The sequence below is a fragment of the Serratia sp. NGAS9 genome (assembly GCF_009905295.1).
Taxonomy (GTDB): domain Bacteria; phylum Pseudomonadota; class Gammaproteobacteria; order Enterobacterales; family Enterobacteriaceae; genus Serratia; species Serratia bockelmannii.
This window is the reverse complement of record NZ_CP047605.1, coordinates 4,319,886-4,346,792: the sequence shown is the minus strand read 5'-3', so window position 1 is coordinate 4,346,792 and position 26,907 is coordinate 4,319,886. Positions and strand designations below refer to the sequence as shown.

Annotated in this window: 24 protein-coding genes; 11 read left to right on the top strand and 13 right to left on the bottom strand. The window is 60.4% G+C overall.

The annotated features are described in order from the left end of the window. Positions 1-181: 181 nt before the first annotated feature. Positions 182-2,779: a bifunctional aconitate hydratase 2/2-methylisocitrate dehydratase gene (acnB, locus tag GUC32_RS20690; protein WP_273830318.1), complete on the top strand. Its 2,598-nt coding sequence runs from the start codon at positions 182-184 to the stop codon at positions 2,777-2,779. A 139-nt stretch (positions 2,780-2,918) separates the two neighbouring features. Then, positions 2,919-3,281: a protein YacL gene (yacL, locus tag GUC32_RS20685; protein WP_004937507.1), complete on the top strand. Its 363-nt coding sequence runs from the start codon at positions 2,919-2,921 to the stop codon at positions 3,279-3,281. 32 nt (positions 3,282-3,313) lie between these two features. Here the strand turns inward: yacL and speD are convergent, their stop codons facing one another. From speD to GUC32_RS20670, 3 genes are all read right to left on the bottom strand, one after another. After that, a complete protein-coding gene (gene speD, locus GUC32_RS20680; protein ID WP_004937510.1) occupies positions 3,314-4,108 on the bottom strand; it encodes an adenosylmethionine decarboxylase in 795 nt (264 codons plus the stop codon). 27 nt (positions 4,109-4,135) lie between these two features. After that, the gene (gene speE / locus GUC32_RS20675; protein ID WP_369435412.1) at positions 4,136-4,999 is read right to left on the bottom strand and encodes a polyamine aminopropyltransferase; all 864 of its coding nucleotides are present in this window, start codon (positions 4,997-4,999) and stop codon (positions 4,136-4,138) included. 125 nt (positions 5,000-5,124) lie between these two features. Further along, complete coding sequence (locus GUC32_RS20670) at positions 5,125-5,472, bottom strand: YacC family pilotin-like protein (RefSeq protein ID WP_004937515.1); 348 nt, start codon at positions 5,470-5,472, stop codon at positions 5,125-5,127. Between the two features lie 217 nt (positions 5,473-5,689). On the opposite strand from GUC32_RS20670, the gene cueO reads away from it, so the two are divergent. Together cueO and hpt are read left to right on the top strand one after the other, a co-directional pair. Continuing rightward, positions 5,690-7,333 carry a multicopper oxidase CueO gene (gene cueO, locus GUC32_RS20665; protein WP_369435411.1) on the top strand — a complete coding sequence of 548 codons (1,644 nt, stop codon included), beginning with the start codon at positions 5,690-5,692 and terminating at the stop codon, positions 7,331-7,333. A gap of 98 nt (positions 7,334-7,431) precedes the next feature. Next, positions 7,432-7,968 (top strand): hypoxanthine phosphoribosyltransferase, encoded by a 537-nt coding sequence (gene hpt / locus GUC32_RS20660; protein ID WP_072269872.1) that lies wholly within the window; start codon positions 7,432-7,434, stop codon positions 7,966-7,968. 38 nt (positions 7,969-8,006) lie between these two features. Here hpt and can read toward each other — a convergent pair whose 3' ends face one another. After that, entirely contained in the window at positions 8,007-8,663 is a 657-nt protein-coding gene (gene can / locus GUC32_RS20655; protein WP_016930066.1) for a carbonate dehydratase, read from the bottom strand. Positions 8,664-8,873: 210 nt separating this feature from the next. Between can and GUC32_RS20650 the strand changes: the two genes are divergently transcribed. The 3 genes from GUC32_RS20650 (at position 8,874) to GUC32_RS20640 (ending at position 12,022) form a co-directional block, all read left to right on the top strand. Further along, entirely contained in the window at positions 8,874-9,797 is a 924-nt protein-coding gene (locus GUC32_RS20650) for an ABC transporter ATP-binding protein (protein WP_015379030.1), read from the top strand. Then, positions 9,794-10,564, top strand: coding sequence for an ABC transporter permease (locus GUC32_RS20645; protein ID WP_004937535.1), 771 nt, complete (start codon positions 9,794-9,796; stop codon positions 10,562-10,564). Before GUC32_RS20650 ends, GUC32_RS20645 begins: the two co-directional genes overlap by 4 nt. Before the next feature lie 177 nt (positions 10,565-10,741). Continuing rightward, entirely contained in the window at positions 10,742-12,022 is a 1,281-nt protein-coding gene (locus tag GUC32_RS20640) for a polysaccharide deacetylase family protein (RefSeq protein WP_369435410.1), read from the top strand. A gap of 34 nt (positions 12,023-12,056) precedes the next feature. Here GUC32_RS20640 and panD read toward each other — a convergent pair whose 3' ends face one another. From panD to panB, 3 genes are all read right to left on the bottom strand, one after another. Next, complete coding sequence (gene panD, locus GUC32_RS20635; RefSeq protein ID WP_004937544.1) at positions 12,057-12,437, bottom strand: aspartate 1-decarboxylase; 381 nt, start codon at positions 12,435-12,437, stop codon at positions 12,057-12,059. A 146-nt stretch (positions 12,438-12,583) separates the two neighbouring features. Then, positions 12,584-13,438 (bottom strand): pantoate--beta-alanine ligase, encoded by an 855-nt coding sequence (gene panC, locus GUC32_RS20630; protein ID WP_369435409.1) that lies wholly within the window; start codon positions 13,436-13,438, stop codon positions 12,584-12,586. A 23-nt stretch (positions 13,439-13,461) separates the two neighbouring features. Continuing rightward, the gene (panB, locus tag GUC32_RS20625; RefSeq protein WP_197769496.1) at positions 13,462-14,256 is read right to left on the bottom strand and encodes a 3-methyl-2-oxobutanoate hydroxymethyltransferase; all 795 of its coding nucleotides are present in this window, start codon (positions 14,254-14,256) and stop codon (positions 13,462-13,464) included. Between the two features lie 166 nt (positions 14,257-14,422). Here panB and qseB point away from each other — a divergent pair, with 166 nt between their 5' ends. Together qseB and qseC are read left to right on the top strand one after the other, a co-directional pair. After that, the gene (gene qseB / locus GUC32_RS20620) at positions 14,423-15,085 is read left to right on the top strand and encodes a quorum sensing response regulator transcription factor QseB (RefSeq protein ID WP_369435408.1); all 663 of its coding nucleotides are present in this window, start codon (positions 14,423-14,425) and stop codon (positions 15,083-15,085) included. After that, the gene (qseC, locus tag GUC32_RS20615; RefSeq protein ID WP_337045771.1) at positions 15,082-16,440 is read left to right on the top strand and encodes a quorum sensing histidine kinase QseC; all 1,359 of its coding nucleotides are present in this window, start codon (positions 15,082-15,084) and stop codon (positions 16,438-16,440) included. Before qseB ends, qseC begins: the two co-directional genes overlap by 4 nt. 5 nt (positions 16,441-16,445) lie before the next feature. Here the strand turns inward: qseC and folK are convergent, their stop codons facing one another. The 6 genes from folK to thpR form a co-directional block, all read right to left on the bottom strand. After that, positions 16,446-16,946, bottom strand: coding sequence for a 2-amino-4-hydroxy-6-hydroxymethyldihydropteridine diphosphokinase (gene folK, locus GUC32_RS20610; protein WP_043141296.1), 501 nt, complete (start codon positions 16,944-16,946; stop codon positions 16,446-16,448). Beyond that, positions 16,946-18,262, bottom strand: coding sequence for a polynucleotide adenylyltransferase PcnB (gene pcnB / locus GUC32_RS20605; protein WP_369435407.1), 1,317 nt, complete (start codon positions 18,260-18,262; stop codon positions 16,946-16,948). The genes folK and pcnB overlap by 1 nt, the downstream gene beginning before the upstream one ends. Before the next feature lie 292 nt (positions 18,263-18,554). Further along, positions 18,555-19,466 carry a tRNA glutamyl-Q(34) synthetase GluQRS gene (gene gluQRS, locus GUC32_RS20600; RefSeq protein ID WP_369435406.1) on the bottom strand — a complete coding sequence of 304 codons (912 nt, stop codon included), beginning with the start codon at positions 19,464-19,466 and terminating at the stop codon, positions 18,555-18,557. A gap of 72 nt (positions 19,467-19,538) precedes the next feature. Next, positions 19,539-19,994 (bottom strand): RNA polymerase-binding protein DksA, encoded by a 456-nt coding sequence (dksA, locus tag GUC32_RS20595; protein WP_004937569.1) that lies wholly within the window; start codon positions 19,992-19,994, stop codon positions 19,539-19,541. Positions 19,995-20,177: 183 nt separating this feature from the next. Then, positions 20,178-20,885 carry a DNA/RNA nuclease SfsA gene (gene sfsA, locus GUC32_RS20590; protein ID WP_004937572.1) on the bottom strand — a complete coding sequence of 236 codons (708 nt, stop codon included), beginning with the start codon at positions 20,883-20,885 and terminating at the stop codon, positions 20,178-20,180. Continuing rightward, on the bottom strand, positions 20,882-21,424 hold the full coding sequence (gene thpR / locus GUC32_RS20585) for an RNA 2',3'-cyclic phosphodiesterase (RefSeq protein WP_025304220.1): 543 nt from the start codon (positions 21,422-21,424) through the stop codon (positions 20,882-20,884). Before thpR ends, sfsA begins: the two co-directional genes overlap by 4 nt. Before the next feature lie 189 nt (positions 21,425-21,613). On the opposite strand from thpR, the gene hrpB reads away from it, so the two are divergent. Both hrpB and mrcB read left to right on the top strand, forming a co-directional pair. Further along, entirely contained in the window at positions 21,614-24,052 is a 2,439-nt protein-coding gene (hrpB, locus tag GUC32_RS20580; protein ID WP_369435405.1) for an ATP-dependent helicase HrpB, read from the top strand. 118 nt (positions 24,053-24,170) lie between these two features. Beyond that, positions 24,171-26,663, top strand: a complete 2,493-nt coding sequence (mrcB, locus tag GUC32_RS20575; RefSeq protein WP_025304218.1) for a bifunctional glycosyl transferase/transpeptidase — start codon at positions 24,171-24,173, stop codon at positions 26,661-26,663. Positions 26,664-26,907: the final 244 nt, after the last annotated feature.

Sequence of the window (26,907 nt, the reverse complement as noted above, 5' to 3'; positions counted from 1 at the left end):
TGCGCTCTACCCATCAGTCTTTCATGCTGTAACGCTGTTTGACCGTGCTTGTTTGCCCCAATCACCGTTTCGGGGCCTCTACGGGCCGATCGCCTAGCCACAGAGTGAAACCCCAAGGGTATAAACCCGGTTTGCATATACGCCAGGCACAATAAATGACAATGAGAGCGAGGAGAACGTCGTGCTAGAAGAATACCGTAAGCACGTAGCCGAGCGTGCTGCTGAGGGCATCGCCCCTAAGCCGCTAGACGCCACCCAAATGGCCGCGCTGGTCGAACTACTGAAGAATCCGCCAAAAGGCGAAGAAGAATTCCTGTTAGACCTGCTGATTAACCGTGTTCCACCGGGCGTCGACGAAGCCGCCTACGTTAAAGCAGGTTTCCTGGCGGCCATCGCCAAAGGCGAAGCGACATCCCCCCTGGTTACCCCCGAGAAAGCCATTGAACTGTTAGGCACCATGCAGGGCGGTTATAACATTCATCCGCTGATCGATGCCCTGGACAACGAAAAGCTGGCGCCTATCGCCGCCAAAGCGCTGTCCCACACGCTGCTGATGTTCGACAACTTCTACGACGTGGAAGATAAGGCCAAGGCCGGTAACCCGCACGCCAAGCAGATCATGCAGTCCTGGGCCGATGCCGAATGGTACCTGTCGCGCCCTGAGCTGGCGGAAAAGATCACCGTCACCGTGTTCAAAGTGACCGGCGAAACCAATACCGATGACCTGTCCCCGGCGCCGGACGCCTGGTCGCGCCCGGACATCCCGCTGCACGCGCTGGCGATGCTGAAAAACGAACGTGAAGGTATCGTGCCGGATCAGCCGGGCAGCGTCGGCCCGATCAAACAGATCGAGCTGCTGAACAAGAAAGGCTTCCCGCTGGCCTACGTCGGCGACGTGGTCGGCACCGGTTCCTCCCGTAAATCCGCCACCAACTCGGTGCTGTGGTTCATGGGCGACGACATCCCGCATGTGCCGAACAAACGCGGCGGCGGCGTGGTGCTGGGCGGCAAGATTGCGCCTATCTTCTTCAACACCATGGAAGATGCCGGCGCCTTGCCGATCGAAGTGGACGTGTCCGAGCTGAACATGGGCGACGTGATCGACGTTTACCCGTACAAAGGTGAAATGCGCAACCACGAAACCGGCGCGCTGATCGCCAACTTCGAGCTGAAAACCGACGTGCTGCTGGATGAAGTGCGCGCCGGCGGCCGTATCCCGCTGATCATCGGCCGCGGCCTGACCACCAAGGCGCGCGAAGCGCTCGGCCTGCCGCACAGCGACGTGTTCCGCATCGCCAAACCGGTTGCCGCGAGCAGCAAAGGCTTCTCGCTGGCGCAGAAAATGGTCGGCCGCGCCTGCGGCGTCGCCGGTATTCGCCCTGGCGAATACTGCGAACCGAAGATGACCTCCGTCGGTTCTCAGGACACCACCGGCCCGATGACCCGTGATGAGCTGAAAGACCTGGCCTGCCTCGGCTTCTCCGCCGACCTGGTCATGCAGTCGTTCTGCCACACCGCTGCGTACCCGAAACCGGTCGACGTGACCACGCACCACACGCTGCCTGACTTCATCATGAACCGCGGCGGCGTCTCGCTGCGTCCGGGCGACGGCGTGATCCACTCCTGGCTGAACCGCATGCTGCTGCCTGACACCGTCGGCACCGGCGGCGATTCCCACACCCGCTTCCCGATCGGCATCTCCTTCCCGGCCGGTTCCGGCCTGGTGGCGTTTGCCGCTGCGACCGGCGTGATGCCGCTGGATATGCCTGAATCGGTGCTGGTGCGCTTCAAAGGCAAAATGCAGCCGGGCATCACCCTGCGCGATCTGGTGCACGCCATCCCTTACTACGCGATCCAGCAGGGTCTGCTGACCGTCGAGAAGAAGGGCAAGAAAAACATCTTCTCCGGCCGCATTCTGGAGATCGAAGGCCTGCCGGATCTGAAGGTCGAGCAGGCGTTTGAGCTAACCGATGCGTCCGCCGAACGCTCCGCCGCCGGTTGTACCATCAAGCTGGACAAGGCGCCGATTGAAGAGTACCTGAACTCCAACATCGTGCTGCTGAAGTGGATGATCTCCGAAGGCTACGGCGATCGCCGTACGCTGGAGCGCCGTATTCAGGGCATGGAAAAATGGCTGGCGGATCCGCAACTGCTGGAAGGCGATGCGGATGCGGAATACGCAGCGGTGATCGACATCGATCTGAACGAGATCAAAGAGCCGATCCTGTGCGCGCCGAACGATCCTGACGATGCACGCCTGCTGTCCGACGTGGCCAACAGCAAAATCGATGAAGTGTTCATCGGTTCTTGCATGACCAACATCGGCCACTTCCGCGCGGCCGGCAAGCTGCTGGATCAGCACAAGGGCCAGCTGCCGACCCGTCTGTGGGTGGCGCCGCCAACCAAGATGGATGCGGCTCAGCTGACCGAAGAAGGCTACTACAGCGTCTTCGGCAAGAGCGGTGCGCGTATCGAGATCCCGGGCTGCTCGCTGTGCATGGGCAACCAGGCGCGCGTGGCGGACGGCGCGACGGTGGTCTCCACCTCGACCCGTAACTTCCCGAACCGTCTGGGCACCGGTGCCAACGTCTATCTGGCGTCTGCCGAACTGGCCGCGGTAGCGTCCCTGTTGGGCCGCCTGCCGACGCCGGACGAGTACCAGACCTATATGGCGCAGGTCGACAAGACGGCGGCGGATACCTACCGCTACCTGAACTTTGACCAGCTGGGGCAGTACACCGAAAAAGCCGACGGCGTGATCTTCCAAACCGCCGTGTAAGCCGCTATATTGCGCAACTGTTTAACGGGAGGCCTTGGCCTCCCGTTTTATTTTGCTCAGTTGCCAACTTTGCGAGCGCTCACTGAGTTAGTCCGCCATTTATGTTTACACTAAGAAAAAGGGCTCAGGAGGGCATGCTATGGATTACGAATTTCTGCGTGACGTCACCGGTCAGGTGATCGTCAGATTTTCGATGGGGCATGAAGCGATTGGCCACTGGATCAACGAAGAAGTTAAAGGCGATTTCAACCTGCTGGACCGGATTGAAGCCGGTGCGGCCGAGGTCAAAGGCAGCGAGCGTCAATGGCAGCTGGAAGGCCATGAATATACGCTGCTGATGGATGGTGAAGAAGTGATGATCCGTGCCAATCAGCTGGAGTTCGAGGGCGATGAAATGGAAGAGGGGATGAACTACTACGACGAAGAAAGCCTCTCATTCTGCGGCGTTGAGGACTTCCTGCTGGTGTTGAAGGCCTATCGTTCTTTCATGCTGAAGTACTAAGCATCAGGGCGCGGCGTACCGCGCCCTTTCCATCACAGATGCGGAATATTGCGGCCGTAATAGATTTCCTGCATCTCTTTCCATAACAGATCGGTGATCTGCTTGCGTTCGGCTGCGCTCAACGCCTCCGGCTCCGCGTTAAACAGGTAGTGCTTCAGATCGAAATCTTTCAGCAACATCTTGGTATGGAAGATATTTTCCTGGTAAACGTTCACGTCCATCATGTGGTACAGCGCCTTGATGTCTTCCGACATAAAGTTCTGGATCGAATTAATCTCATGATCGATGTAATGTTTCACGCCGTTCACGTCGCGGGTAAAACCGCGCACGCGATAGTCCATGGTGACGATGTCGGATTCCAGCTGGTGAATTAAGTAGTTCAGTGCCTTGAGGGGCGAAATGACGCCGCAGGTCGAGACCTCGATATCGGCGCGGAAGGTGCATAGCCCGCCTTCCGGATGGCTTTCCGGGTAGGTATGTACGCAGATATGGCTTTTGTCCAGATGCGCGACGACCGTATTCGGCAACGGGCCTGGGTGTTCCGACGTATCGACGTCTTTCGGATCGATGGGCTCTTCGCTGACCAGGATGGTGACGCTGGCGCCCTGCGGCTCGTAGTCCTGACGCGCGATGTTCAGAATATTGGCGCCGATGATCGAGCAGGTCTCGCTTAGGATCTCGGTCAGCCGGTTGGCGTTATATTGTTCGTCTATGTAGGCGATATAGCCGTCGCGATCGTCCGCGGTTTTGGCATAACAAATATCGTAAATACAAAAACTCAGGCTCTTGGTCAGGTTGTTGAAGCCGTGCAGTTTTAGCTTATGCAATTTAGGCCACCTCCTTTATCTTCTCGCTTAACGTGTTACGTTCAGGGCATTGAGCAAATATTGCGGCAGGGCAAAGCTGCCGACGTGAATTGCCGGGTTGTAATAACGGCAGTGTAGGCCGCTTTGGTTAAAGCGCTGTTGCAGGGTAGGCAGATCGCGCTGGCGCAGTGCCGGGTTCTGGCTCGCCCAGGCAAAGGTCATGATGCCGCCGTAATAGGTCGGGATCGCCGCCTGATAGAAGCTGACGTCGGTAAAGTAGCGGCTCAGTTTGGCGTGGCTGTTGATTGCCTCGTCCTGTTGCAGGAAGCAGACGCCGTTCTGCGCAACGAAAATGCCGCCCTCATTCAGGCAGCGGGCGCAGCCTTCATAAAACGCTGAGGTGAACAGGCTTTCGCCGGGGCCGATCGGATCGGTGCAGTCGGAGATGATCACATCGAACGTTTCGTCGGTTTGATTCACGAAGTTGACGCCGTCGTCGATCACCAACTTGAAGCGCGGATCGTCATAGGCGCCGGCGCTGTGGTTGGGCAGGTATTGGCGGCAGAACTCGACGACACCGGCGTCGATCTCGACCATGGTGATCTGCTCCACGCCAGGATGCCGGCTGACTTCGCGCAGCATGCCGCCGTCGCCGCCGCCGATGATCAGCACTTTCTTCGCCTGGCCATGCGCCAGCAGCGGCACGTGGGTCAGCATTTCGTGATAGATGAACTCGTCACGCTCGGTGGTTTGCACCACGCCGTCGAGCGCCATCACGCGCCCCAGGACCGGGTTCTCGAAGATCACCAGATCCTGATGATCGGTCTTCTCGCGGTACAGCACCTTCTCTACCGAGAAATACTGGCCGAAGCCCGTATGCAGCGTTTCGTACCAAATTTCTTTCTGGGTCATGTGCGGGAAACTCCGTAATAACAGCCATGAAAAATCGGCGCAACATCATAGCTAACTCTGTCTGGCGATGCACGGTTGAATTTCAGACAGAGAGAGCGAAAGGCGGGTGGGGGAGAGGGGCGGAATTAGTTGGCGTAGGCCAGCAGGCTCAAAGAGTCGCGCGCCAGCGATTTGCACTTCTTAGGCGTTGGAATGGCGATGCCGCTGAGATCGCGATAGCTGTCTTCGCCCAGCGCCTTCATGTTAAAGCTGTTGTAGTTGCTCAAATCCCAGCGGTTTTGTTGCGCGAAATAGACAATGGCGCGTTTGATTTGCGCATTTGGCAAATCGTTGTAGCCGCAATCATTTTTCAAATAAATAAATACCGCCGTCAGATCGGCCAGATCTTCCGCCTCGGATTCATTCAGCGCCAGACTGGCGTTGGAGAAGCCCAGCATCGCCAGCAACAGCATCGATAACGTTGTTTTTTTCATCATGAAATAGGCCTGTTTGTCGTCTGCTGACGTTACCACACTTGCCTGTAAAGGCACCAAATTTTATTGCTGCCGGGCCGGCGTCGCGCGTGCCGGTCATACTCTCTTGATTGTGAGGCATAGCTTAAAATACCGCCAGGAAAGGCTTGACCTTCCGCCTGGGGGAAGGTTTAGGCTGACGGCATTGAGTTATGTCACTGAGAAAAGGGAGTCAGCGATGTTACGCCGTGATTTTATTAAATTAACCGCTGCGCTGGGCGCGGCGAGCGCATTGCCGTTATGGAGCCGGGCCGCCTGGGCGGCCGATCGGCCGGCCTTGCCGGTACCGCCGCTGTTGATGCCGGACGCGCAGGGAAAGATTGCGCTGGCGCTGCAGGCGGGTGAAACCCGCTGGTTGCCCGGTGCCGCCACCAAAACCTGGGGATTCAACGGCGCGCTGCTCGGGCCGGCGGTGAAGCTGCAGCGTGGCCAGCCGGTGACGGTCGATATCAAAAACAGCCTGGCGGAGGCCAGTACCGTCCACTGGCACGGGCTGGAAATTCCCGGCGACGTCGATGGCGGCCCGCAGGCGCTGATCCACCCCGGCGCGACGCGCACGGTGAATTTCACCGTCGAACAACCGGCCGCTACCTGCTGGTTCCACCCGCACACGCACGGTAAAACCGGCAGCCAGGTGATGATGGGGCTGGCGGGGTTGGTGCTGCTGGAAGACGATGAAAGCGCCAAACTGCCGCTGCCGAAAACCTGGGGGCAGGATGATATTCCGGTGATCCTGCAGGATAAGCGGCTGGGCAAAGACGCGCAGATCGAATACCGCCTGGACGTGATGAGCGCGGCGGTGGGCTGGTTTGGCGATCGCATGTTCACCAACGGCGCGCAGTATCCGCAACATCTGGCGCCGCGCGGCTGGCTGCGTCTGCGTTTTCTCAACGGTTGCAACGCCCGCTCGTTGAATCTGGCGGCCAGTGACAACCGTCCGCTGTATGTTATCGCCAGCGACGGCGGTTTCCTGGCTGAGCCGGTGAAGCTGACCGAGCTGCCGATGCTGATGGGCGAACGCTTTGAAGTGCTGGTGGATGCCTCCGACGGGAAAGCGTTCGATATCGTGACGCTGCCGGTGAAACAGATGGGCATGACGCTGGCTCCGTTCGATCAGCCGCTGCCGGTGTTGCGCATTCAGCCGTCGTTGGCACAGGGTATCAAAACCATGCCGGACAGCCTGGTGAAGCTGCCGACATTGCCTGCCACCACTGGTATCCAGGAGCGTTGGCTGCAGCTGATGATGGATCCGCAGCTGGATATGCTCGGCATGCAGGCGCTGATGGATCGTTATGGTCACCAGGCGATGGCTGGCATGAGCATGAATCATGGCGCGACGGGCGCTGGAGACATGAAAGGCATGGAGAAGGGCGGCATGCAGGGCATGGACCACGGCAACATGAAGGGCATGGATCATGGCAAGATGGCCGGGATGGATCACGGCGGCGCGCAGAGCAAAGCCAAACCGTTCGATTTCAGCCACGGCAACATGATCAACGGCAAGGTCTTCGACATGAACAAACCGATGTTTGCCGCCAAACGGGGCCAGTATGAAAAATGGACCATTTCCGGTGAGGGCGACATGATGCTGCACCCGTTCCACATTCACGGCACCCAGTTCCGTATCCTGTCGGAAAACGGCAAACCGCCGGCGGCGCATCGCAGCGGCTGGAAGGACACGGTGCGCGTCGAAGGTTGGCGCAGCGAAGTGCTGGTGCGTTTCGATCATCCGGCAAGCAGCGAACATGCGTATATGGCCCACTGCCACCTGTTGGAGCATGAAGATACCGGCATGATGATGGGCTTTACCGTCGACGACTGAGCGCGGTTCATCGCTCAGGTGGCGGTGCGCTCGCGTCGCCACCGGCGAAAGGCTATGCTAAACTCTGCGCCTTTCTTCCGGCAACTGACCTGAATACTATGAAACACACTGTAGACGTAATGATTTCCGAGCAGGAAGTTAAGACCCGTATCGCCGAACTTGGCCACCAGATCACCGAACATTACCGCGACAGCGGCAGCGACATGGTACTGGTCGGGCTGCTGCGCGGCTCCTTCATGTTCATGGCCGATCTCTGCCGCGCGATCGACGTGCCGCACGAAGTCGACTTTATGACCGCCTCCAGCTACGGCAGCGGTATGTCCACCACCCGCGACGTGAAGATCCTCAAGGATCTGGACGAAGACATTCGCGGCAAAGACGTGCTGATCGTGGAAGACATCATCGATTCCGGCAACACGCTGAACAAAGTGCGCGAGATTTTGGCGCTGCGCGGGCCGAAATCGCTGGCGATTTGTACCTTGCTGGACAAACCTGAGCGCCGTGAAGTGCAGGTGCCGGTCGAATATGTCGGCTTCTCGATCCCGGATGAGTTCGTGGTGGGGTATGGCATCGACTACGCTCAGCGCTACCGTCACCTGCCGTACGTCGGCAAAGTGGTGCTGCTGGACGAGTAATTGGATGTGGGGCGCGGCAAGCCGCGCCCGCGGCGGGGTTATACGCCTTTATCCTGCTTCAGTTTGGCTATCGCTTTGCGGTAGCCCATCTCCAGGCTCTCGCGGCTGGTCGCCAGCACTTCCATATCGCGCAGACGGCCGTCCTGAATGCCGTACACCCAACCGTGGATCATCACCTTCTGGCCGCGCTTCCAGGCGGACTGCATGATGGTGGAGTGGCCCAGGTTGTACACTTGCTCAATGACGTTGATCTCGCACAGCATGTCGAAACGCTGTTCCGGCGGCAGCTCGCCCAGCAACGAGCTGTGCTTGTACCACAGATCGCGAATGTGCAGCAGCCAGTTGTCGATCAATCCCAGTTCCGGGTTTTCCACCGCCGCCTGCACGCCGCCGCAGCCCAGGTGGCCGCAGATGATGATGTGTTCGACTTCCAGCACATCTACCGCATACTGCACCACCGACAGGCAGTTAAGATCGGTGTGGATCACGAGGTTCGCCACGTTGCGATGGACGAACAGTTCACCCGGCTCGAGGCCGGTCAGGCGTTCTGCGGGAACGCGGCTGTCAGAGCAACCAATCCATAAGAAGCGGGGCTTTTGCGCCTGGGCTAAACGTTCAAAAAATTCCGGGTCTTCCTGACTGATATTGGCCGACCAGGCCTGGTTGTTGGCGATAAGCTCTTCGATTTCTTTCATGAAGGTGATTGACCCGTAACGAACAGATTGCGTTGGAGTAATATAGGGTAAGCGTCACAATTTGGAAATCGGAACAGTGGTGCAACCTCATTTACCGCACGGATTCGACGCAGTGAAAACGCCGTCGATGCTAGGATTATTGTTAGTGTTTCAAGCCTCGCAAACAGGGGCGCGGCGGCATACTCATCGTCATAAGGTACTATTTTAAATATGAATTATGCACTGGAATTAGCGCAGCTGACCAAGACTTACGCCGGTGGCGTCAAGGCGCTGCGCGGCATCGACCTGAGCGTCGAGGCGGGGGATTTTTATGCTCTACTGGGGCCAAACGGCGCCGGAAAGTCCACCACCATCGGCATCATCAGCTCGCTGGTGAACAAAACCGCCGGCAGCGTGCGGGTGTTCGGTTATGACATCGATAAAGACATCGTCAACGCCAAGCGCCAGCTCGGCCTGGTGCCGCAGGAGTTCAACTTCAACCCGTTCGAGACCGTGTTGCAGATCGTGGTGAACCAGGCGGGTTACTACGGCGTCACGCGGCGTGAAGCGATGGCGCGCGCCGAGAAATACCTCAATCAGCTGGATCTGTGGGGCAAGCGCAACGAGCGCGCCCGTATGCTGTCCGGCGGCATGAAGCGCCGCCTGATGATCGCCCGCGCGTTGATGCACCAACCGAAGCTGCTGATCCTCGATGAGCCGACCGCCGGGGTGGATATCGAACTGCGTCGCTCGATGTGGGGCTTCCTGAAAGAGCTGAACGCCCAAGGCACCACCATCATCCTCACCACCCACTATCTGGAAGAGGCGGAAATGCTGTGCCGCAACATCGGCATCATCCAGAACGGGGAACTGGTGGAAAACACCTCGATGAAAGGGCTGCTGGCCAAGCTGAAGTCGGAAACTTTCATCCTCGATCTGGCGGCGAAGAGCCCGCTGCCTAAGCTGGACGGTTACCACAGCCGCCTGACGGATACCTCGACGCTGGAAGTGGAGGTGATGCGCGAGCAGGGGCTGAACGGCCTGTTCGCCCAGTTGAGCGCGCAGGGCGTGCAGGTGCTGAGCATGCGCAACAAGGCGAACCGCCTGGAAGAGCTGTTTGTCACCCTGGTTAACGGCAATGGAGAAAAAGCATGACGCGTTTGTATTGGGTGGCCTTACAAAGCATCTGGGCCAAAGAGGTGAACCGCTTCGCGCGCATCTGGATCCAGACCCTGGTGCCGCCGGTGATCACCATGACGCTGTACTTCATCATATTCGGTAACCTGATCGGTTCGCGCATCGGTGATATGCACGGCTTCAGCTACATGCAGTTCATCGTGCCCGGCCTTATCATGATGGCAGTGATCACCAACTCCTACGCCAACGTCGCCTCGTCGTTCTTCAGCGCCAAGTTTCAGCGCAACATTGAGGAACTGCTGGTGGCGCCGGTGCCGACCCACGTGGTGATCGCCGGCTATGTCGGCGGCGGCGTGGCGCGCGGTATCTGCGTCGGCGTGCTGGTGACCATCATCTCGCTGTTCTTCGTGCCGCTGCAGGTGCACGCCTGGTGGGTGATTGCGCTGACGCTGTTGCTGACGGCGATCCTGTTCTCGCTGGCGGGGCTGATCAACGCGGTGTTTGCCACCACTTTCGATGATATCAGCCTGATCCCGACCTTCGTGCTGACGCCGCTGACTTACCTGGGCGGGGTGTTCTACTCGCTGTCGCTGCTGCCGCCATTCTGGCAGGCGGTGTCCAAGCTGAACCCCATCGTTTATATGATCAGCGGCTTCCGCTACGGTTTCCTCGGCATCAACGATGTGCCGCTGGCGTTCACCATGGCGGTGCTGGTGGCGTTTATCGCGGTGTTTTACCTGCTGTCCTGGTACCTGATCGAGCGCGGCCGCGGCCTGCGCAGCTGATCGTATCGCGCCCTCGCTTTCCCGGCGGGGGCGCTTTTCTTGATTTGGCGCAGGCGGCGCGTAAATCAATAGAATTGCTCAAATAACCGCTAGTTCCCCGCTGTTCAAATCGTGCTATGCTGGCGCTCCACATTTCCTCCACTTTTGTCATTACGCACTCGTAAGCAGAACATCATCATGCGGTCTCAATACACGTTAACGGCTGGGTTGCTCGGCATTCTGATGTCGTTGGTTTCCCCTGTGAGCCTGGCTAGTTTGCTGTCGGAAGACAGCGCGGTTAAATCTGAATACATGGAAGCGCAGCGCGATAGCGAAGTCTATGCGTTGGTGGGCGAGCATGTGATCCCGGTAGGGGAAGTGAAGCGCGGGCAGCTGATCCAAGTCTTCCCGGCGGATGCGGAATACTACGAATTCAAATTCGGGCACGGTACCGGCTTTATCGATAAAGACGACGTGCGTGAATTGAAGAAGTCGCGCAAGGTGCAAGACGATTTGGGCGAGCTGAACAAACCGCTGATCAACCAGAATCTGATCACACAAAAAACGATAGACGTATACACCGCAGCGGACAAGGACAGCGAGGTCTTGGGCACGCTGGAAGGCAACCTGCGCTATCCTATCATCGGCAAGCTGAAGGATCGCCTGAACAACACCTGGTACGAGGTCAACATCGGCGAGCGGCTGGGGTTCATTAATGAGTTGGACTGCGAGATCGATAACGGCATACCGGTGCTGACTTACCACCACCTGCTGAAAAACGAAGAGAACAAACGCTTCCGCCACACCTCGACCACCACCTCAGACGTGGCGTTCAGCAACCAAATGACCTATCTGAAGCAGGCGGGCTACGACACCATTTCGCTGTATCAGCTGGAAGCCTACCTGAAAAATCAGATCAACCTGCCGGGCAAGGCGATCGTGCTGACCTTCGACGACGGGCTGAAGTCGGTTTATCGCTACGCTTACCCGGTGCTGAAGGATTACGGTTTCCGCGCCACGGCGTTCATCATCTCTTCGCGCATCAAACGCCACCCGCAGAAATGGAACCCGGACTCGCTGCAGTTTATGAGTGTTTCGGAGCTCAAGCAGATTCAGGACGTGTTCGACGTGCAGTCGCATACCCATTTTCTGCACCGCACCGACGGCAACCGCCAGCCGATTTTGCTGAGCCGTTCGTTGCACAATATCGAGTTCGATTTTGAGCGCTCGCGCCGCGCGCTGTCGCAGTTCAACCCGCACGTGCTGTATGTGTCCTACCCGTTCGGCGGCTATAACCAACGGGCGATTCAGGCGGCGCAGGACGCCGGGTTCCATCTGGCGGTGACCACGGTGCAGGGCAAGGTGAAGCCGGGGGATAACCCCTATACGCTGAAGCGGCTGTATATTCTGCGCACCGACTCGATCCAGACCATGGCGGATCGGATAGCCAACAAGCCGGGTACGGTGGTGGTGCAGTAGGGAAGAACGGGCGCGTAAGGCGCCCGTTTTATTGTCAGGCGACCTGAACCGGCACGGCTTTCGCCTTGCGCTGCAGGTTGTTGTCACCTTCGAAATAGGCGACTTTCGGGTGGTGCTGGCGGGCGTCGGCGTCGGTCATTTGCACATAGGAGCAGATGATCAGTTTGTCGCCCACGCAGGCGCAGCGCGCAGCGGCGCCGTTGACCGAAATGATGCGCGAACCGCGCTCGGCGGCAATGGCGTAGGTGGAGAAGCGCTGGCCGTTATCCACGTTGTAAATATCGATCGCTTCATATTCCAGAATGCCGGCGGCTTCCAGAAAATCCTGGTCGATGGCGCAGGATCCTTCATAGTGCAAGTCAGCCTGAGTGACTTTGACGCGATGCAGCTTGCCTTGCAGCATAGTACGTATCATAGCTTTACCTAACTGAATATCGGCCTTCACAGGCGCTGGGGTTGAACATCTCTCCTGCATCCCTGCAATCTCTATCGTCACCGATCACTCCCTCCATTGTCTACCAATGCTAAGGGCTTAAGGGTGACGACAGTATAAAAAACGGCTTACAGCGTCAGGTCAACCTGCTGGTTGTCGATAAGACGCGCCTTGCCCAGCCAGGCGGCCATCAGCACCACCGCCCGCTGGCTATCTACCGTCAGCGGCTGCAGGCTGTCGGCATCGCGAATAAACAGCTCATCCGGCGTAAAGCCGGCGGCGCGCAGCTGCTCGGCGGTCTGCTCCAACAGCGTTTCAACATGGCGTTCGCCATTGGCCAACTGCTGCGCCAGCGCGTTCATGATCTTGCTCAGCTGCGGCGCGATCTTGCGCTCTTCGGCGGTCAGGTAACCGTTACGCGAGCTGAGGGCCAGGCCGTCTTTGGCGCGCACGGTCGGCACGCCGACGATATCGATGTCGTAACCCATGTCCGCCACCATTTTGCGGATCAGCGCCAGCTGTTGGTAATCCTTCTCGCCGAAGCAGGCCAAATCAGGCTGCACCAGGTTGAACAGCTTGCTGACGATGGTGGAAACGCCGCGGAAGTGGCCCGGCCGGCTTGCGCCTTCCAGGATGGTGGAGATGCCGGGCACGTCGACGTAGGTCTGCTGCTCCAGCCCCTGCGGATAGACCGCAGCCGGGGCCGGCGCGAACACCAGATCGACGCCGCGGCGGGTCAGCTTCTCGCTGTCTTCCTGCAGCGTGCGCGGGTAGCGCGCCAGATCGTCCGGCCGATCGAACTGCATCGGGTTGACGAAGATGCTCACCACCACCACGTCGGCGCGGGCACGCGCTTCATCGACCAGCGTCATGTGGCCGTCGTGCAGGTTGCCCATGGTCGGCACCAGCGCGATGCGTTTGCCTTCCTGGCGCCAGCGGCGGATCTGCTGACGCAGCATCGGCAGGGTTTCGATAATAATCATTGGGTGACTCCTGGAACCATCGCTTAGTTAAAAGAGTGTTCAACCGCCGGGTAGAGGCCTTGCTCCACTTCCTGAATGTAGTGCTGCACCGCCGTGCGGATATCGCCGCTCTGCGCCAGGAAGTTCTTGGCGAACTTCGGCGTGTGGCCGCCGGTAATGCCGAAGGCGTCGTGCATCACCAGGATCTGGCCGTCGGTGCCGCTGCCGGCGCCGATGCCGATGACCGGAATGGACAACGCTTCGGTGATCTGGCGCGCCAGCTCGGTCGGCACGCATTCCAGCACCAGCAGCTGAATGCCGGCCAGTTCCAGATTCTGCGCGTCCTGCAGCAGCTGTTTGGCGGCCAGTTCGTCGCGCCCTTGCACCTTATAGCCACCGAACACGTTGACCGACTGCGGCGTCAGGCCCAAGTGGCCGCACACCGGCACGGCGCGCTCGGCGAGCATTTTCACCGTGTCGCACAGCCAGCTGCCACCTTCCAGTTTCACCATGTTGGCGCCGGCGCGCATCAGCTCGGCGGCGTTGGCGAAGGTCTGTTCCGGGGTGGCGTAACTCATGAACGGCAGATCGGCCAGCAGCAGGCAGGCCGGCGCGCCGCGGCGCACGGCGCGCGTGTGGTAGGCCACGTCGGCGACGGTGACCGGCAGCGTGGAGTCGTGGCCCTGCAGCGTCATGCCCAGCGAATCGCCCACCAACAGGACTTTGATGCCTTGCTCTTCAAACAGTTTGGCAAAGCTGGCATCGTAGGCGGTAAGGGTAGCAAACTTGCGCTGCTCCTGTTTCCACTGGCGCAAATGGGTCACGGTGGTGGGTTTCATCACAACGTCTCCTGAAACGGGCCGTGCGGCTTACGCAGGCCCAGGCTGCAAAAAAGTGCTGCCATTCTACTGTAACCCGATCGGGGTGGGTAGCGCGGATCGCCATGCTTAAGCGGTTCTTAAGAACCTTGTGGTGCAATGGCGCCAAGACTCAAAAGGGATACTCATGCGAATTCTGTTGATCGAAGATGACAAACTGATCGGTGACGGCATCAAGGCCGGGCTGACCAAACTCGGCTTCAATCTGGACTGGTTCACCGACGGCGCCGTCGGCAAAAATACGCTGGACAGTGCGCCGTACGACGCGGTGATCCTCGATCTCAGCCTGCCGGGCCTCGACGGCCTGGATCTGCTGCGCCAGTGGCGCCAGGCGGGGCAGGACGTGCCGGTCCTGATCCTCACCGCCCGCGATGCGCTGGAGCAGCGGGTTAGCGGGCTGCAAAGCGGTGCCGACGATTACCTGTGCAAGCCGTTCGCGCTGGCCGAAGTGGCGGCGCGCCTGCAGGCGCTGATCCGCCGTCGCCACGGCCAACTGATGCCACAGCTGACGCACGGCAACGTGGTGTTCGACAGCGCCACCCGCAGCGTGAGCTGCAACGGCGAGCCGGTGACGCTGACGCCGCGCGAATTGGCGGTACTGGAGCTGTTTCTGCACAACAAGGGGCGGGTGCTGGCGCGGCCGTTGATCCAGGAGAAGCTGTACAACTGGGATGACGAGGTGAGCAGCAACGCGGTGGAGGTACATATTCACCACCTGCGGCGCAAGCTGGGCAACGGCTTCATCCGTACCATCCACGGCGTGGGTTACACGCTGGGGGATGCGCCGTGAAGCGTCTCAGCCTGCGGCTGCGCCTGATCCTGATCTTCAGCCTGCTGGCGCTGCTGACCTGGAGCACCGCCAGCGTGGTGGCCTGGGTGATGTCGCGCAACACCATCAACGAAGTGTTCGATACCCAACAGATGCTGTTCGCCAAGCGGCTGGCGACCGCCAACCTCGGCGATCTGCTGGCCGATGAAAGCGCGCGCAGCCTGCCGAAAACCAAGAAGCTGGTGCACCACGGCAAGCGCGGCGAGCAGGACGACGACGCGCTGGCGTTCGCCATCTTCGATCGCCAAGGCAAGATGCTGCTCAACGACGGCGAGAACGGCGCTGATTTCCTGTTTGATGGGGAGCGTGAAGGTTTTACCGACGGTGAGCGCAAAGGCGATGACGACAGCTGGCGCCTGGTATGGTTGACCAGCCCGGACGGGCGCTACCGCATTGTCGTGGGGCAGGAGTGGGATTACCGGCGCGATATGGCGCTGGGCATGGTGACGGGCCAATTGGTGCCCTGGCTGGCGACGCTGCCGGTGCTGATGCTGCTGATCGCGCTGATGGTGGGGCGCGAGCTGCGGCCGCTGCGTGCGGTGGCCGCCGGTTTGCGTCGGCGTGCACCCGATGACGCCACGCCGCTGGATGCGCGCCAGGTGCCGACCGAGGTGCGCCCGCTGGTGGATGCGCTCAATGCGCTGTTCGCTCGCATCAACGCTTTGCTGGTGCGGGAGCGACGCTTCACCTCCGATGCCGCGCACGAATTGCGCAGCCCATTGGCGGCATTGCGGGTGCAGACCGAAGTGGTGCAGTTGGCGGGGGATGATGCGCCGATGCGCGAGCACGCGCTGGACAATCTGACGGTCGGCATCGATCGCGCGACCCGGCTGGTGGATCAGCTGCTGACGCTGTCGCGGCTGGATTCGCTGTCGGATCTGGCCGAGCTGGCGCCTATCGACTGGAACGATCTGGTGACGATGACCCTGGCGGAACAGGATCGGCAAGCCCATGCGGCGGGCGTGACGCTGCGCTATGAACATCGGGGAACGCCACCGCCGCGTCAGGGGGAAACCTTGCTGTTGTCGCTGCTATTGCGCAACTTGCTGGACAACGCAGTGCGCTATACCCCGCAGGGCGGCGTCGTCACCGTGACGCTGAGCGAACGTTCGCTGACGGTAGAGGACGACGGTCCGGGGGTGACCGCGGAGCATCTGGCGCGGCTCGGAGAACGTTTCTATCGCCCGCCGGGACAGGAACAAACCGGCAGCGGGCTGGGGTTATCGATCGTGCAGCGTATTGCCGGCTTGCATGGTTTACAGATCAGTTTCGCCAATCGCTCGGCGGGGGGATTCGTTGCGCGGTTGGCACTGTAGGTGAGTCAGGATTTCGGTTTTGGCTGATGCCATAGCGCCATGCCGTTTTCCGGCACGCGCTTGAGGCAGCTGGCGAGCGGTTCGCCATCGGGGAAAATCAGATCGGGGGCGATTTCCGCCAGCGGGTAGAGCATGAACTCGCGCTCTTTCAGGCCGTAATGCGGTACGGTCAGGCGATCGGTATGGATCACCTTGTCGCCGTAAAGCATGATGTCTAAATCGAGCGTGCGCGGCCCCCAGCGTTCATCCTTGCGCACGCGCCCCTGATTGCGTTCTATCGCCTGGGTATGGTCGAGCAGCTGTTCGGGCGGCAACAGGGTATCCAGCGCCACCACCGCGTTGAGAAAGTCCGGCTGGTTTTGCGGCCCCAGCGGCTTGGTGCGGTAAAACGAAGAACAGGTGACCAGCCTGGTGCGCGGGAGATGCTCCAGCGCCTCCAGCGCGGCGTTAACCTGTTGCAGCGGCTGCGCCAGGTTGCTGCCCAGCGCGATATAAACGCGGATCATTATGCCCCTTCTTTACGCGGTGCCCGGCGACGAGGACGGCGTTGACGCGCGCGGCGCGGCGCCGGATCGTCACCCAGGGTGCTCAGCATGGCTTTCTGCCGCGCCGGCGTGGCGTCTTGGAACTCACCCCACCACTCGGCCAGACGCAGCATATCCTGATTGTCTTCCACTTCCGCACGCAGCGCCAGCAAATCATAGGCGGCGCGGAATTTCGGATGTTCCATCAGTTTGTGCGCGCGTTTGCCCTGACGGCGGGACAGGCGCAGCTGCAGCTGCCAGATATCGCGCACCAGCGTGGTGATGCGTTTCGGGATCGCCAGCGAGCGGCACTGCTCGTCGAGTACGTCGTTCATCGCCAGCGCGAAGGCGTCGTAGTACGCCAGGCCGCTTTCCTGCGCCAGCTTCTGCGCGTGCTCCAGCAGCGGGTACCACAGCATGGCGGCAAACAGGAAGGCTGGGTTGACGCGCATGTCGTTCTGCAGACGGTGATCGGTGTTCTTCAGCACCTGCGCCAGAATGCGCTCCATCGGCGTATCGTGGTTCGGCGTGAAGTTGCGGGCGATCAGCGGGAACAGCGGTTGGAACAGCTGGTATTCGCACAGCTTCAGGTAGGTCTGGAAACCGTAACCCGCCTGCAGCAGCTTGAGGGATTCTTCGAACAGGCGCGCCGGCGGGATCTCGTGCAGCAGCGAGGCCAGGCGCGGGATCGGCTCGGCGGTCTCTTCGCTGATGCGCATATCCAGCTTGGCGGCGAAGCGCACCGCGCGCAGCATGCGCACCGGATCTTCGCGGTAGCGGGTTTCTGGATCGCCAATCAGGCGGATCACGCCTTGCTTCAGATCGTTCAGGCCGCCGACGTAATCGCGCAGGGTGAAATCCGCCACGCCGTAGTACAGGCTGTTGATGGTGAAATCACGGCGCTGGGCGTCCTCCTCGATCGAACCGAAGATGTTGTCGCGCAGCAGCATGCCGTTTTGCGCCTGCTGAGACGAGTTCTTGTCGGATTCCTGATTCTGTTCGTGGTGACCGCGGAAGGTGGCCACTTCGATGATCTCCGGCCCGAACATCACGTGCGCCAAGCGGAAACGGCGGCCGACCAGGCGGCAGTTGCGGAACAGCTTGCGCACTTGCTCCGGCGTGGCGTTGGTGGTGATGTCGAAGTCTTTCGGCTTTTTGCCGAGCAACAGATCGCGCACCCCGCCGCCGACCAGATAGGCCTCGTAGCCGGACTTGTTCAGGCGATAAAGCACTTTCAGCGCATTTTCGCTGATGTCTTTACGGGAGATCGAGTGCTGTTCGCGCGGGATCACGGTCATCGAGTCGTTGCTCTCGGCGATAGGAAAAGGCGGACGCTTGCGCGGCGTTGAGCGGCGGGCAGGGGCGTTGCTGCCGTTATCGGCGGCGCGCGGCTGCGGCGCAGGGCGGCTTGGCGCCGCGGCACGCTCTTCGCGGACTACGTTTTTATCGCCGGCCGCCGCGTCGTCGCGGGGCAGCTTGTCATCGCGGGTCAGTACCTTACGACAGAAGTTGGCTACTCGGGTAAAAATGGTACACCTCGATAGTGACTGATAAAAATGGAGCTAACAAAAAATAGCGGCTAATCATAGCTCACCATGGCTCCTTTGAGAATGCCGGCGTGTTTTCATCCAGAGGGATAGCCTCCTGACGCGGCACGTTTTCCAACCGCCAGTGTTCGATCGCCCAGCTCAATAATAATGGCAGGTCAAGATCTTGCCAGCTTTCCGGCAGCGGTTGGCGCAGAAATTTCAGCGCGGCGATCAGCACCGGCCGCGGATCGCCAGCGGGCAATGCCGGCGCATGGTTTTGCTTCGACAGCTTGATGCCGTTGGCACCCAGCGCCAGCGGCAGATGCACATAAGTGGGCACCGGCGCCTGCAGCTGGCGGTAAAGGGCAATTTGACGCACCGTCGGTTCGATCAGATCGGCGCCGCGGACAATCTCGGTCACGCCCTGAAAATGGTCGTCGATCACCACCGCCAGATTGTAAGCGAACAGCCCGTCGCGGCGGCGAATGATAAAGTCTTCCCCCGCCAGCGCCGGATCGGCGTGCAATTCTCCCTGCAGGCGATCGTGGAACCGGTAAACGGGGGCGGTCTGACGCAAGCGGATGGCGGCACCCTGCGGGCCGAGCTGCAAATCGCGGCAGTGGCCGTCGTACAATCCGCCGATGTGCTGGATGCGGCTGCGGGTGCAGGTGCAGTAATAGCTGAGCCCCTGGCGCTGCAACAGATCCAGCGCGGCGCGATAGGCGTCGTGACGTTGGGATTGATAGATAACCTGGCCGTCCCAGTGGAGACCATTATGTTCCAGCGCGGACAGGATGCGAGCGGCGGCGCCGGGGACTTCGCGCGGCGGGTCGATATCTTCGATGCGAACCAGCCACTGCCCGCGTTGGGCGCGAGCCTGAAGGTAGCTTCCCAGAGCGGCAATCAGCGAACCGAAATGCAGATCCCCGGAAGGCGATGGGGCAAAGCGCCCCACATAATGACTTTCTTGCATATCAGAGGGGAGAGGTTCCCTTTTCTCTGTGCGGCGCACGCAGGTGCGCACGCCGCAGCGGTAACAACGGTATTAGCCGGCCATCTGCTTTTCGCGGATCTCAGCCAGTGTCTTGCAGTCGATGCACAGATCGGCGGTCGGACGCGCTTCGAGGCGACGAATGCCGATCTCCACGCCACAAGATTCGCAGTAGCCGAAATCATCGTCTTCCACTTTCTTCAGCGTTTTCTCGATCTTTTTGATCAGTTTGCGTTCACGGTCACGGTTACGCAGTTCAAGGCTGAACTCTTCTTCCTGGGTAGCGCGGTCGGCCGGATCAGGGAAGTTGGCTGCCTCTTCTTGCATATGCGATACAGTACGGTCCACTTCGTCCCTGAGCTGGTTGCGCCACGCTTCAAGAATGCGCTTGAAATGCGACAACTGGGCGTCGTTCATGTACTCTTCGCCCGGCTTCTCTTGGTACGGCTCCACCCCAGCGATGGCGAGAATGCTCAAGGACGAGGTTTTACGGTTTTGCCCTTCTTGCATGTTGCTTCTCCTACATACACACGCACTATCGAATCCCCAATGCGGGGGAAAAACAGGCCGCTATAAATAACAGAAGGAAGGTAGGTTGGCAATTATTCCTGTCGCCCGCTTGACAATCGTGTGAAGGAGGGCGTATTTGGCGATCGTGCTGGCCGGTTGTCTATTTATAGGGACCCGACTGCGCTAATCGATAAAAAACGGCAGCTTATCGCAGAGATAAATACCGTCAGGTGATAATTTTGCCCCATAGCAAACCACTTCCACTCCCAACTGCCGGACCTGTGCTAACAGCGCCGCATAGCGCTCATCTATATGATGTGCCGGTGCGACCTGCTCAATACCGCTGTGTAACACGGCAAAGAACAACACCGCCCGTTGCCCGCTTTCAACCACGCTGAGCAACTCACGCAGGTGCTTTTGCCCTCTGAGCGTTACCGCATCAGGAAAGTAACCACGTTGTTGTTGCAGTAATGTGACTGACTTAACTTCAATATAGCAGTTAACCCGATTTTCTGCCTGTAATAACAAATCGATACGGCTGTTTTCACCGCCGTATTTCACTTCGCCACTAATTTTACTGTAACCGGATAATTCATTGATTAAATTGTGTTCAATCGCCTCGCGCACCAGCGCGTTGGCGCGCAGGGTGTTGACGCAGATCCAGTGTCCCTGTTGGGTATGGGTCAGCTCCCAGCTGTGGGCGTATTTACGTTTGGGGTTGTCCGAGGTGGAGTACCAAACGGTATCGCCGGGCGTGGCGCAGCCGGTCATGGCGCCGGTATTGGCGCAGTGCAGCGTAAAGGTTTCCCCTTCCGGGGTGATCACGTCCGCCAGAAAGCGCTTGTAACGTTTGATCAGCGTGGCGGAACGCAGCGGTGGAGAGAAAATCATGCGGATGCCTGCTTGGCCAGCGGCCACTGTTCGAGGTGTTGATAGCGGGTGCGGCCGTTTTCGAACACCGACTCATATAAGGAAAAGGCGTCGGCGCTGAACGCCCAGCCCGGCGTCGCCGGCGGGATGGCCACCGGCTGGGTGGCGGCGCGCAACAGCGTGATGTGCGGATGGAACGGCAGCGCGCTTTGGTGGCAGCCGCTGCGGGCGGCCTGCGAACGCAGCAGCTCGGCCAGCTGCAGCAGCCCGCGCGGTGCGCGGCGGGTGCCGAGCCAGACCACGCCGGGGCGCGGCCAATGGCCGAGATCGTCGAGCCGCATGCTGAAGCCGGGTTGAACGATGCGGCCGGCCAGTTTGCGCAGCGCCAGCTCTTTCTGCGCGGTGACCTCGCCAAGAAACGCCAGCGTCAGGTGCAAATTGGCCGCCGCCACCGGTCGGCCGGCCTCCGGCGCAAACGCCTCGGCGCGCCAGCGGATCACCTGCTGTTGCAGGGCATCAGGCAAAGACAGGGCGAAAAACAGGCGGCGCGAATTGGACATGGGGGCTCGGTAAATAATGACAAATCCGTCAGGAACAGACTTGAATGCGGTTTGCAACGGTCTCGCGCGAAGCGGGGCGCATGGATGAGCTCCGTACTATAGCTAACGACGCCGCAGTTTGAAAGGCTAAGGGGGCAAAGCTAATGCTACACTGTACGCCGTTTAACGTTAACCACCACGGAGAGTTCAGTGTCTTCATTGCCCGTCAGCGCGGTGCTTGATGAGTTGCTGGCTGCGCTGCAGTCCGCTCCTCAGGTGCTGTTGCACGCCCCGACCGGCGCCGGTAAATCCACCTGGTTGCCGCTGCAGATCCTGGCTAAGGCCGGATTGCCGGGGCGCATTATCATGCTGGAGCCGCGGCGGCTGGCAGCGAAAAATGTCGCTTACCGCCTGGCACAGCAACTTGGGGAGGAGCCCGGCCAGACCGTGGGCTACCGCATGCGCGCCGAAAGTAAAAGCGGGCCGCAGACCCGGCTGGAAGTGGTGACGGAAGGCATTCTCACCCGCATGCTGCAGCAGGATGCCGAGCTGCAGGGCGTGTCGCTGGTGATCCTCGATGAATTTCACGAACGCAGTCTGCAGGCCGATTTGGCGCTGGCGCTGCTGCTCGACGTGCAGCAAGGGCTACGCGACGATCTGAAACTGCTGATCATGTCGGCCACGCTGGATAACGTCCGTATGACGCAGCTGTTGCCGCAGGCACCGGTGGTGGTGTCAGAGGGACGCAGCTTTCCGGTTGAACGTTTATATCAGCCGTTGGCCAGCCATCAGCGGCTGGAGGATGGCGTAGCGGCGGCGGTGAAGCGTCTGCTGGCCGAACAGCCGGGGTCTTTGCTGTTGTTCCTGCCGGGCGTAGCGGAGATCAATCGGGTGCTGGAGCGATTGACCGGCGAGGTGGCGAGCGATACCGATCTTTGCCCGCTGTATGGTGCCCTGCCTTTGGCGCAACAGCAAAAAGCGATTCAGCCGGCGGCGCCTGGCCGCCGCAAGGTGGTGCTGGCGACCAACATCGCCGAAACCAGCCTGACGATCGAGGGTATCCGGCTGGTGGTGGACAGCGGCCTGGAGCGCGTGGCGCGTTACGACGTACGCAACGGTTTGACGCGGCTGGCGACGCAGCGCATCAGTCAGGCCTCGATGGTGCAGCGTGCCGGGCGCGCCGGGCGCCTGGAGCCGGGCCTTTGCTGGCATCTGTTCGCCAAAGAACAGGCGGAGCGCGCGGCGGAACATGCCGAACCGGAAATTTTACAGAGCGATCTCACCGGCTTCTGGCTCGAATTGCTGCAATGGGGGTGCCATGATCCGGCGCAGCTGACCTGGCTTGATGCGCCTCCGACGACGGCATTGGCAGCGGCCAGGGCACTGTTGCACCGGCTGGGAGCCACGGATGACGGCGGCAAACTTACCGCGCCGGGGCGCCAGATGGCCGCGTTGGGGTGCGAGCCGCGGCTGGCGGCGATGCTGGTCGCCGGGGCGGCACTGAGCGCCGACGGCCTGGCGACGGCGGCGTTGCTGGCGGCATTGCTGGAAGAACCGCCGCGCGGCGGGCAGATGGATATCGGCTACTGGCTGAGCCGCCTGCAACCGAACTGGCGGCAGCGCGCCGCGCAGTTGACCAAACGCCTGCCGCAACGTGCGGGGCAAGTCGACGTCGATCTGGCGCCGCGCCTGTTGGCGCAGGCGTTTACCGATCGCATCGCCCAGCGCCGTGGCCAGGACGGCCGCTACCTGCTGGCCAACGGCCTGGGCGCGGCGATGAACCAGGACGAGACGCTGTCGCGCGCCCCCTGGCTTATCGTTCCCAGCCTGTTGCAGGGCCACAACAGCCCCGATGCGCGTATCCTGCTGGCGCTGCCGGTGGACATCGAAGCCCTGGCGGCGCAGCTGCCGGCGATCGTCACGCAGCGCACGGCGGTGGAATGGGATGAAGAGAAGGGCACGCTGCGCGCCTGGAAGCGCCAGCAGATCGGTCGTCTGACGCTGCGCGCTCAGCCGCTGGCCAAACCGGCGGACGAAGAGCTGCAGCAGGCGCTGCTCGACTGGGTGCGCGCACAGGGGTTGGCGGTGCTCAACTGGGAGGGGGCCGCTGAACAATTGCGGGTGCGCCTGCAGTGCGCGCAAGCCTGGCTGCCGGAGGCGGAGTGGCCGGCAATGGATGAAGAGCCGCTGCTGGCGGCGCTGGAGCAGTGGCTGTTGCCGTCGCTGAACGGCGTGCGCGATCTGCGCGGATTGAAGCAGGTCAACATCGCCGAGGCGCTGTCCCGTCTGCTGGACTGGCAGCAAAAGCAGCGGCTGGATAATGCGCTACCCACTCATTACACTGTGCCGACCGGCAGCCGCTTACCGATCCGTTATGAGGCGGGTAAACCGCCGGCGCTGGCGGTGCGTTTGCAGGAGGTGTTCGGCGAGCAGCGCAGCCCGATGTTGGCGGAGGGTCGCATCCCGGTGGTGCTTGAGTTACTCTCACCGGCGCACCGGCCGTTGCAAATCACCGGCGATCTGGCTGCCTTCTGGCAAGGCGCCTATCGCGAGGTGCAAAAAGAGATGAAGGGCCGCTACCCTAAACACGTTTGGCCGGACGATCCGGCCACGGCGGTACCGACGCGCCGAACGAAGAAATATCAGTAGGTCGCGATCATTTAAGGTTTGGAATTCAGATGTTTCTTCTGGTCAGCGCTGCGGCGTAGGCACAGATTAAGCGACTAATCATGGCCGGCAGTGTCGGCAAGCTCGGAGAACAACAGCCATGGCTGGGGATGACCGCGAGCCCATCGGGCGCAAAGGAAAACAACCAAAAAGCACCGCGTCGCGCAAGCCGCCGCGCCGTCGCCGAGACGACGATTATGACGATTACGAAGAAGACGAGTATGACGATGATGAGTATGAAGAGGAGGAGGAACGCATGCCGCGTAAGGTAAAAGCGACTCCACCGCGTAAAAAACGCCGTTGGCTCGGCCTGTTTATCAAACTGATCCTGGTGATCGCCGTTCTGTTGGCAATCTATGGCGTCTACCTGGACTCGCAGATCCGCAGCCGCATCGACGGTAAAGTCTGGCAGCTGCCGGCGGCGGTGTACGGCCGCATGGTCAACCTGGAACCGGGTATGCCGTACAGCAAGAAGGAGATGGTCAACCTGCTGGAAGGCATGCAGTATCGCCAGGTCAGCCGCATGACGCGCCCGGGCGAGTTTACCGTGCAGGCCAACAGCATCGAAATGCTGCGCCGCCCGTTCGACTTCCCGGATGGTAAAGAAGGGCAGATCCGCGCCCGTCTCGACTTCCAGAACAACCGCCTGGCGAAGATCGAAAATCTGGACAGCGGCCGCAGCTTCGGCTTCTTCCGCCTCGATCCGCGTCTTATCACCATGCTGCAGTCGCCTAACGGTGAACAGCGCCTGTTCGTGCCGCGTTCCGGTTTCCCGGATCTGTTGGTAGACACGCTGATCGCCACGGAAGACCGCCATTTCTATGAGCATGACGGCATCAGCCCGTACTCCATCGGCCGCGCGGTGCTGGCCAACCTGACCGCCGGTCGTGCGGTGCAGGGCGGCAGTACCCTGACGCAGCAGCTGGTGAAGAACCTGTTCCTGACCAACGAACGTTCGCTGTGGCGTAAGGCCAACGAAGCCTATATGGCGCTGTTGGTGGATTACCGTTACAGCAAAGACCGCATCCTGGAGCTGTATCTGAACGAGGTGTACCTCGGCCAGAGCGGCAGCGACCAGATCCGCGGTTTCCCGTTGGCCAGCCTGTATTACTTCGGCCGTCCGGTGGACGAGCTGAGCCTCGATCAGCAGGCGTTGCTGGTCGGCATGGTCAAGGGCGCGTCGCTGTATAACCCGTGGCGCAACCCGAAACTGGCGCTGGAACGCCGCAACCTGGTGCTCAAACTGCTGCAGAACCAGGGCGTGATCGACGGCGAGCTGTATGACATGCTGAGCGCGCGTCCGCTGGGCGTGCAGCCGAAAGGCGGCGTCATTACGCCACAGCCGGCGTTTATGCAGATGGTGCGTCAGGAACTGCAAACCAAGCTGGGCGATAAGGTCAATGACCTATCCGGCGTGAAGATCTTCACCACGCTGGATCCGGTGTCGCAAGACGCGGCGGAAAAAGCGGTCGAAGACGGCATCCCGGCGCTGCGCGCTGCGCGTCACCTGCAGGATCTGGAAGCGGCGATGGTGATCGTCGATCGCTTCAGCGGTGAAGTACGCGCCATGGTCGGCGGCGCCAACCCGCAGTTCGCCGGCTTCAACCGCGCCATGCAGGCGCGCCGTCTGGTAGGCTCGCTGGCCAAGCCGCCGACGTACCTGACCGCGCTGTCCGAACCGGATAAATACCGCCTCAACACCTGGCTGGCGGATGCGCCGCTGTCGCTGAAACAGCCGAACGGCGCCGTCTGGCAGCCGAACAACTATGACCGTAAATTCCGCGGTCAGGTGATGCTGGTGGATGCGTTGGCCAACTCGCTGAACGTGCCGACGGTGAACCTCGGCCTGTCGGTCGGGCTGGATCAGATCAGCGCCACGCTGCAACGCCTGGGGATCCCGAAAGCGGAGATCAATCCGGTGCCTTCGATGCTGCTGGGGGCGATCGGCCTGACGCCGATGGAAGTCGCGCAGGAGTACCAGACCATCGCCAGCGGCGGTAACCGTGCGCCGCTGTCGGCGGTGCGTTCGGTGATCGCCGAAGACGGCACGGTGCTGTACCAGAGCTTCCCGCAGGCGGAACGCATGGTGCCGGCGCAGGCCGCTTACCTGACGCTGTACGCGATGCAGCAGGGCGTGGCGCGCGGGACCTCCCGCTCGCTGTCGGTGAAGTTCCCGAACTACAACCTGGCGGCGAAAACCGGTACCACCAACGATCTGCGCGACAGCTGGTTCGCTGGCATCGACGGCAAGGAAGTGGCGATCGCCTGGGTGGGGCGCGACAACAACGGCCCGGCCAAGCTGACCGGCGCCAACGGCGCGTTGACCCTCTATCGCCGCTATCTGGAAAACCAGACGCCGCTGCCGCTGATGCTGCAGCCGCCGGAAGGCATAAACCAGATGAGCATCGACTCTGCCGGCAACTTTATCTGCGGCGGCGGCAGCTGGCGCACCATCCCGGTCTGGACCGACAATCCGCAGGGATTGTGCCAGGCCAGCCAGGCGGCGGTGCAGCAACAGCAGCAACCGGCGGCGGGTGAGCAAAAAGATGGCGATGGCGTCGCCGGCTGGATCAAGGATATGTTCGGTCAGTAATCGCTACCGGGGCGTCGGCCCCGGTGAAAATTTTTCTTTGTTATTAGGCCCGTAACCTTGGTTGCGGGCTTTTTTGTTTTTCCGCTCGTTTTATTTCCCTGTTAACTACATGGCTAAGCGCCTAATCCTTAACCTATTTACCCTATGAATTCGGCTTGCAGTTTAATTTGGCTTCTGCATAAAATGCGACGCTTATAATAATTATTATCGTTTACATTCGTCATTTAATAATTCATCAGAGAAA

Excerpts from the sequence above, each read along its gene's own strand:
- hpt (WP_072269872.1), top strand. The coding sequence starts at position 7,432 with ATGAAACACACTGTAGACGTAATGATTTCCGAGCAGGAAGTTAAGACC.
- cueO (WP_369435411.1), top strand. The coding sequence starts at position 5,690 with ATGTTACGCCGTGATTTTATTAAATTAACCGCTGCGCTGGGCGCGGCG.
- thpR (WP_025304220.1), bottom strand. The coding sequence starts at position 21,424 with ATGTCCAATTCGCGCCGCCTGTTTTTCGCCCTGTCTTTGCCTGATGCC.
- yacL (WP_004937507.1), top strand. The coding sequence starts at position 2,919 with ATGGATTACGAATTTCTGCGTGACGTCACCGGTCAGGTGATCGTCAGA.
- pcnB (WP_369435407.1), bottom strand. The coding sequence starts at position 18,262 with ATGACCGTGATCCCGCGCGAACAGCACTCGATCTCCCGTAAAGACATC.
- speE (WP_369435412.1), bottom strand. The coding sequence starts at position 4,999 with ATGACCCAGAAAGAAATTTGGTACGAAACGCTGCATACGGGCTTCGGC.
- folK (WP_043141296.1), bottom strand. The coding sequence starts at position 16,946 with ATGATCCGCGTTTATATCGCGCTGGGCAGCAACCTGGCGCAGCCGCTG.
- panD (WP_004937544.1), bottom strand. The coding sequence starts at position 12,437 with ATGATACGTACTATGCTGCAAGGCAAGCTGCATCGCGTCAAAGTCACT.
- GUC32_RS20645 (WP_004937535.1), top strand. The coding sequence starts at position 9,794 with ATGACGCGTTTGTATTGGGTGGCCTTACAAAGCATCTGGGCCAAAGAG.
- gluQRS (WP_369435406.1), bottom strand. The coding sequence starts at position 19,466 with ATGCAAGAAAGTCATTATGTGGGGCGCTTTGCCCCATCGCCTTCCGGG.
- panB (WP_197769496.1), bottom strand. The coding sequence starts at position 14,256 with ATGAAACCCACCACCGTGACCCATTTGCGCCAGTGGAAACAGGAGCAG.
- mrcB (WP_025304218.1), top strand. The coding sequence starts at position 24,171 with ATGGCTGGGGATGACCGCGAGCCCATCGGGCGCAAAGGAAAACAACCA.
- can (WP_016930066.1), bottom strand. The coding sequence starts at position 8,663 with ATGAAAGAAATCGAAGAGCTTATCGCCAACAACCAGGCCTGGTCGGCC.
- dksA (WP_004937569.1), bottom strand. The coding sequence starts at position 19,994 with ATGCAAGAAGGGCAAAACCGTAAAACCTCGTCCTTGAGCATTCTCGCC.
- GUC32_RS20640 (WP_369435410.1), top strand. The coding sequence starts at position 10,742 with ATGCGGTCTCAATACACGTTAACGGCTGGGTTGCTCGGCATTCTGATG.
- sfsA (WP_004937572.1), bottom strand. The coding sequence starts at position 20,885 with ATGATTTTCTCTCCACCGCTGCGTTCCGCCACGCTGATCAAACGTTAC.
- panC (WP_369435409.1), bottom strand. The coding sequence starts at position 13,438 with ATGATTATTATCGAAACCCTGCCGATGCTGCGTCAGCAGATCCGCCGC.
- GUC32_RS20650 (WP_015379030.1), top strand. The coding sequence starts at position 8,874 with ATGAATTATGCACTGGAATTAGCGCAGCTGACCAAGACTTACGCCGGT.
- qseB (WP_369435408.1), top strand. The coding sequence starts at position 14,423 with ATGCGAATTCTGTTGATCGAAGATGACAAACTGATCGGTGACGGCATC.
- GUC32_RS20670 (WP_004937515.1), bottom strand. The coding sequence starts at position 5,472 with ATGAAAAAAACAACGTTATCGATGCTGTTGCTGGCGATGCTGGGCTTC.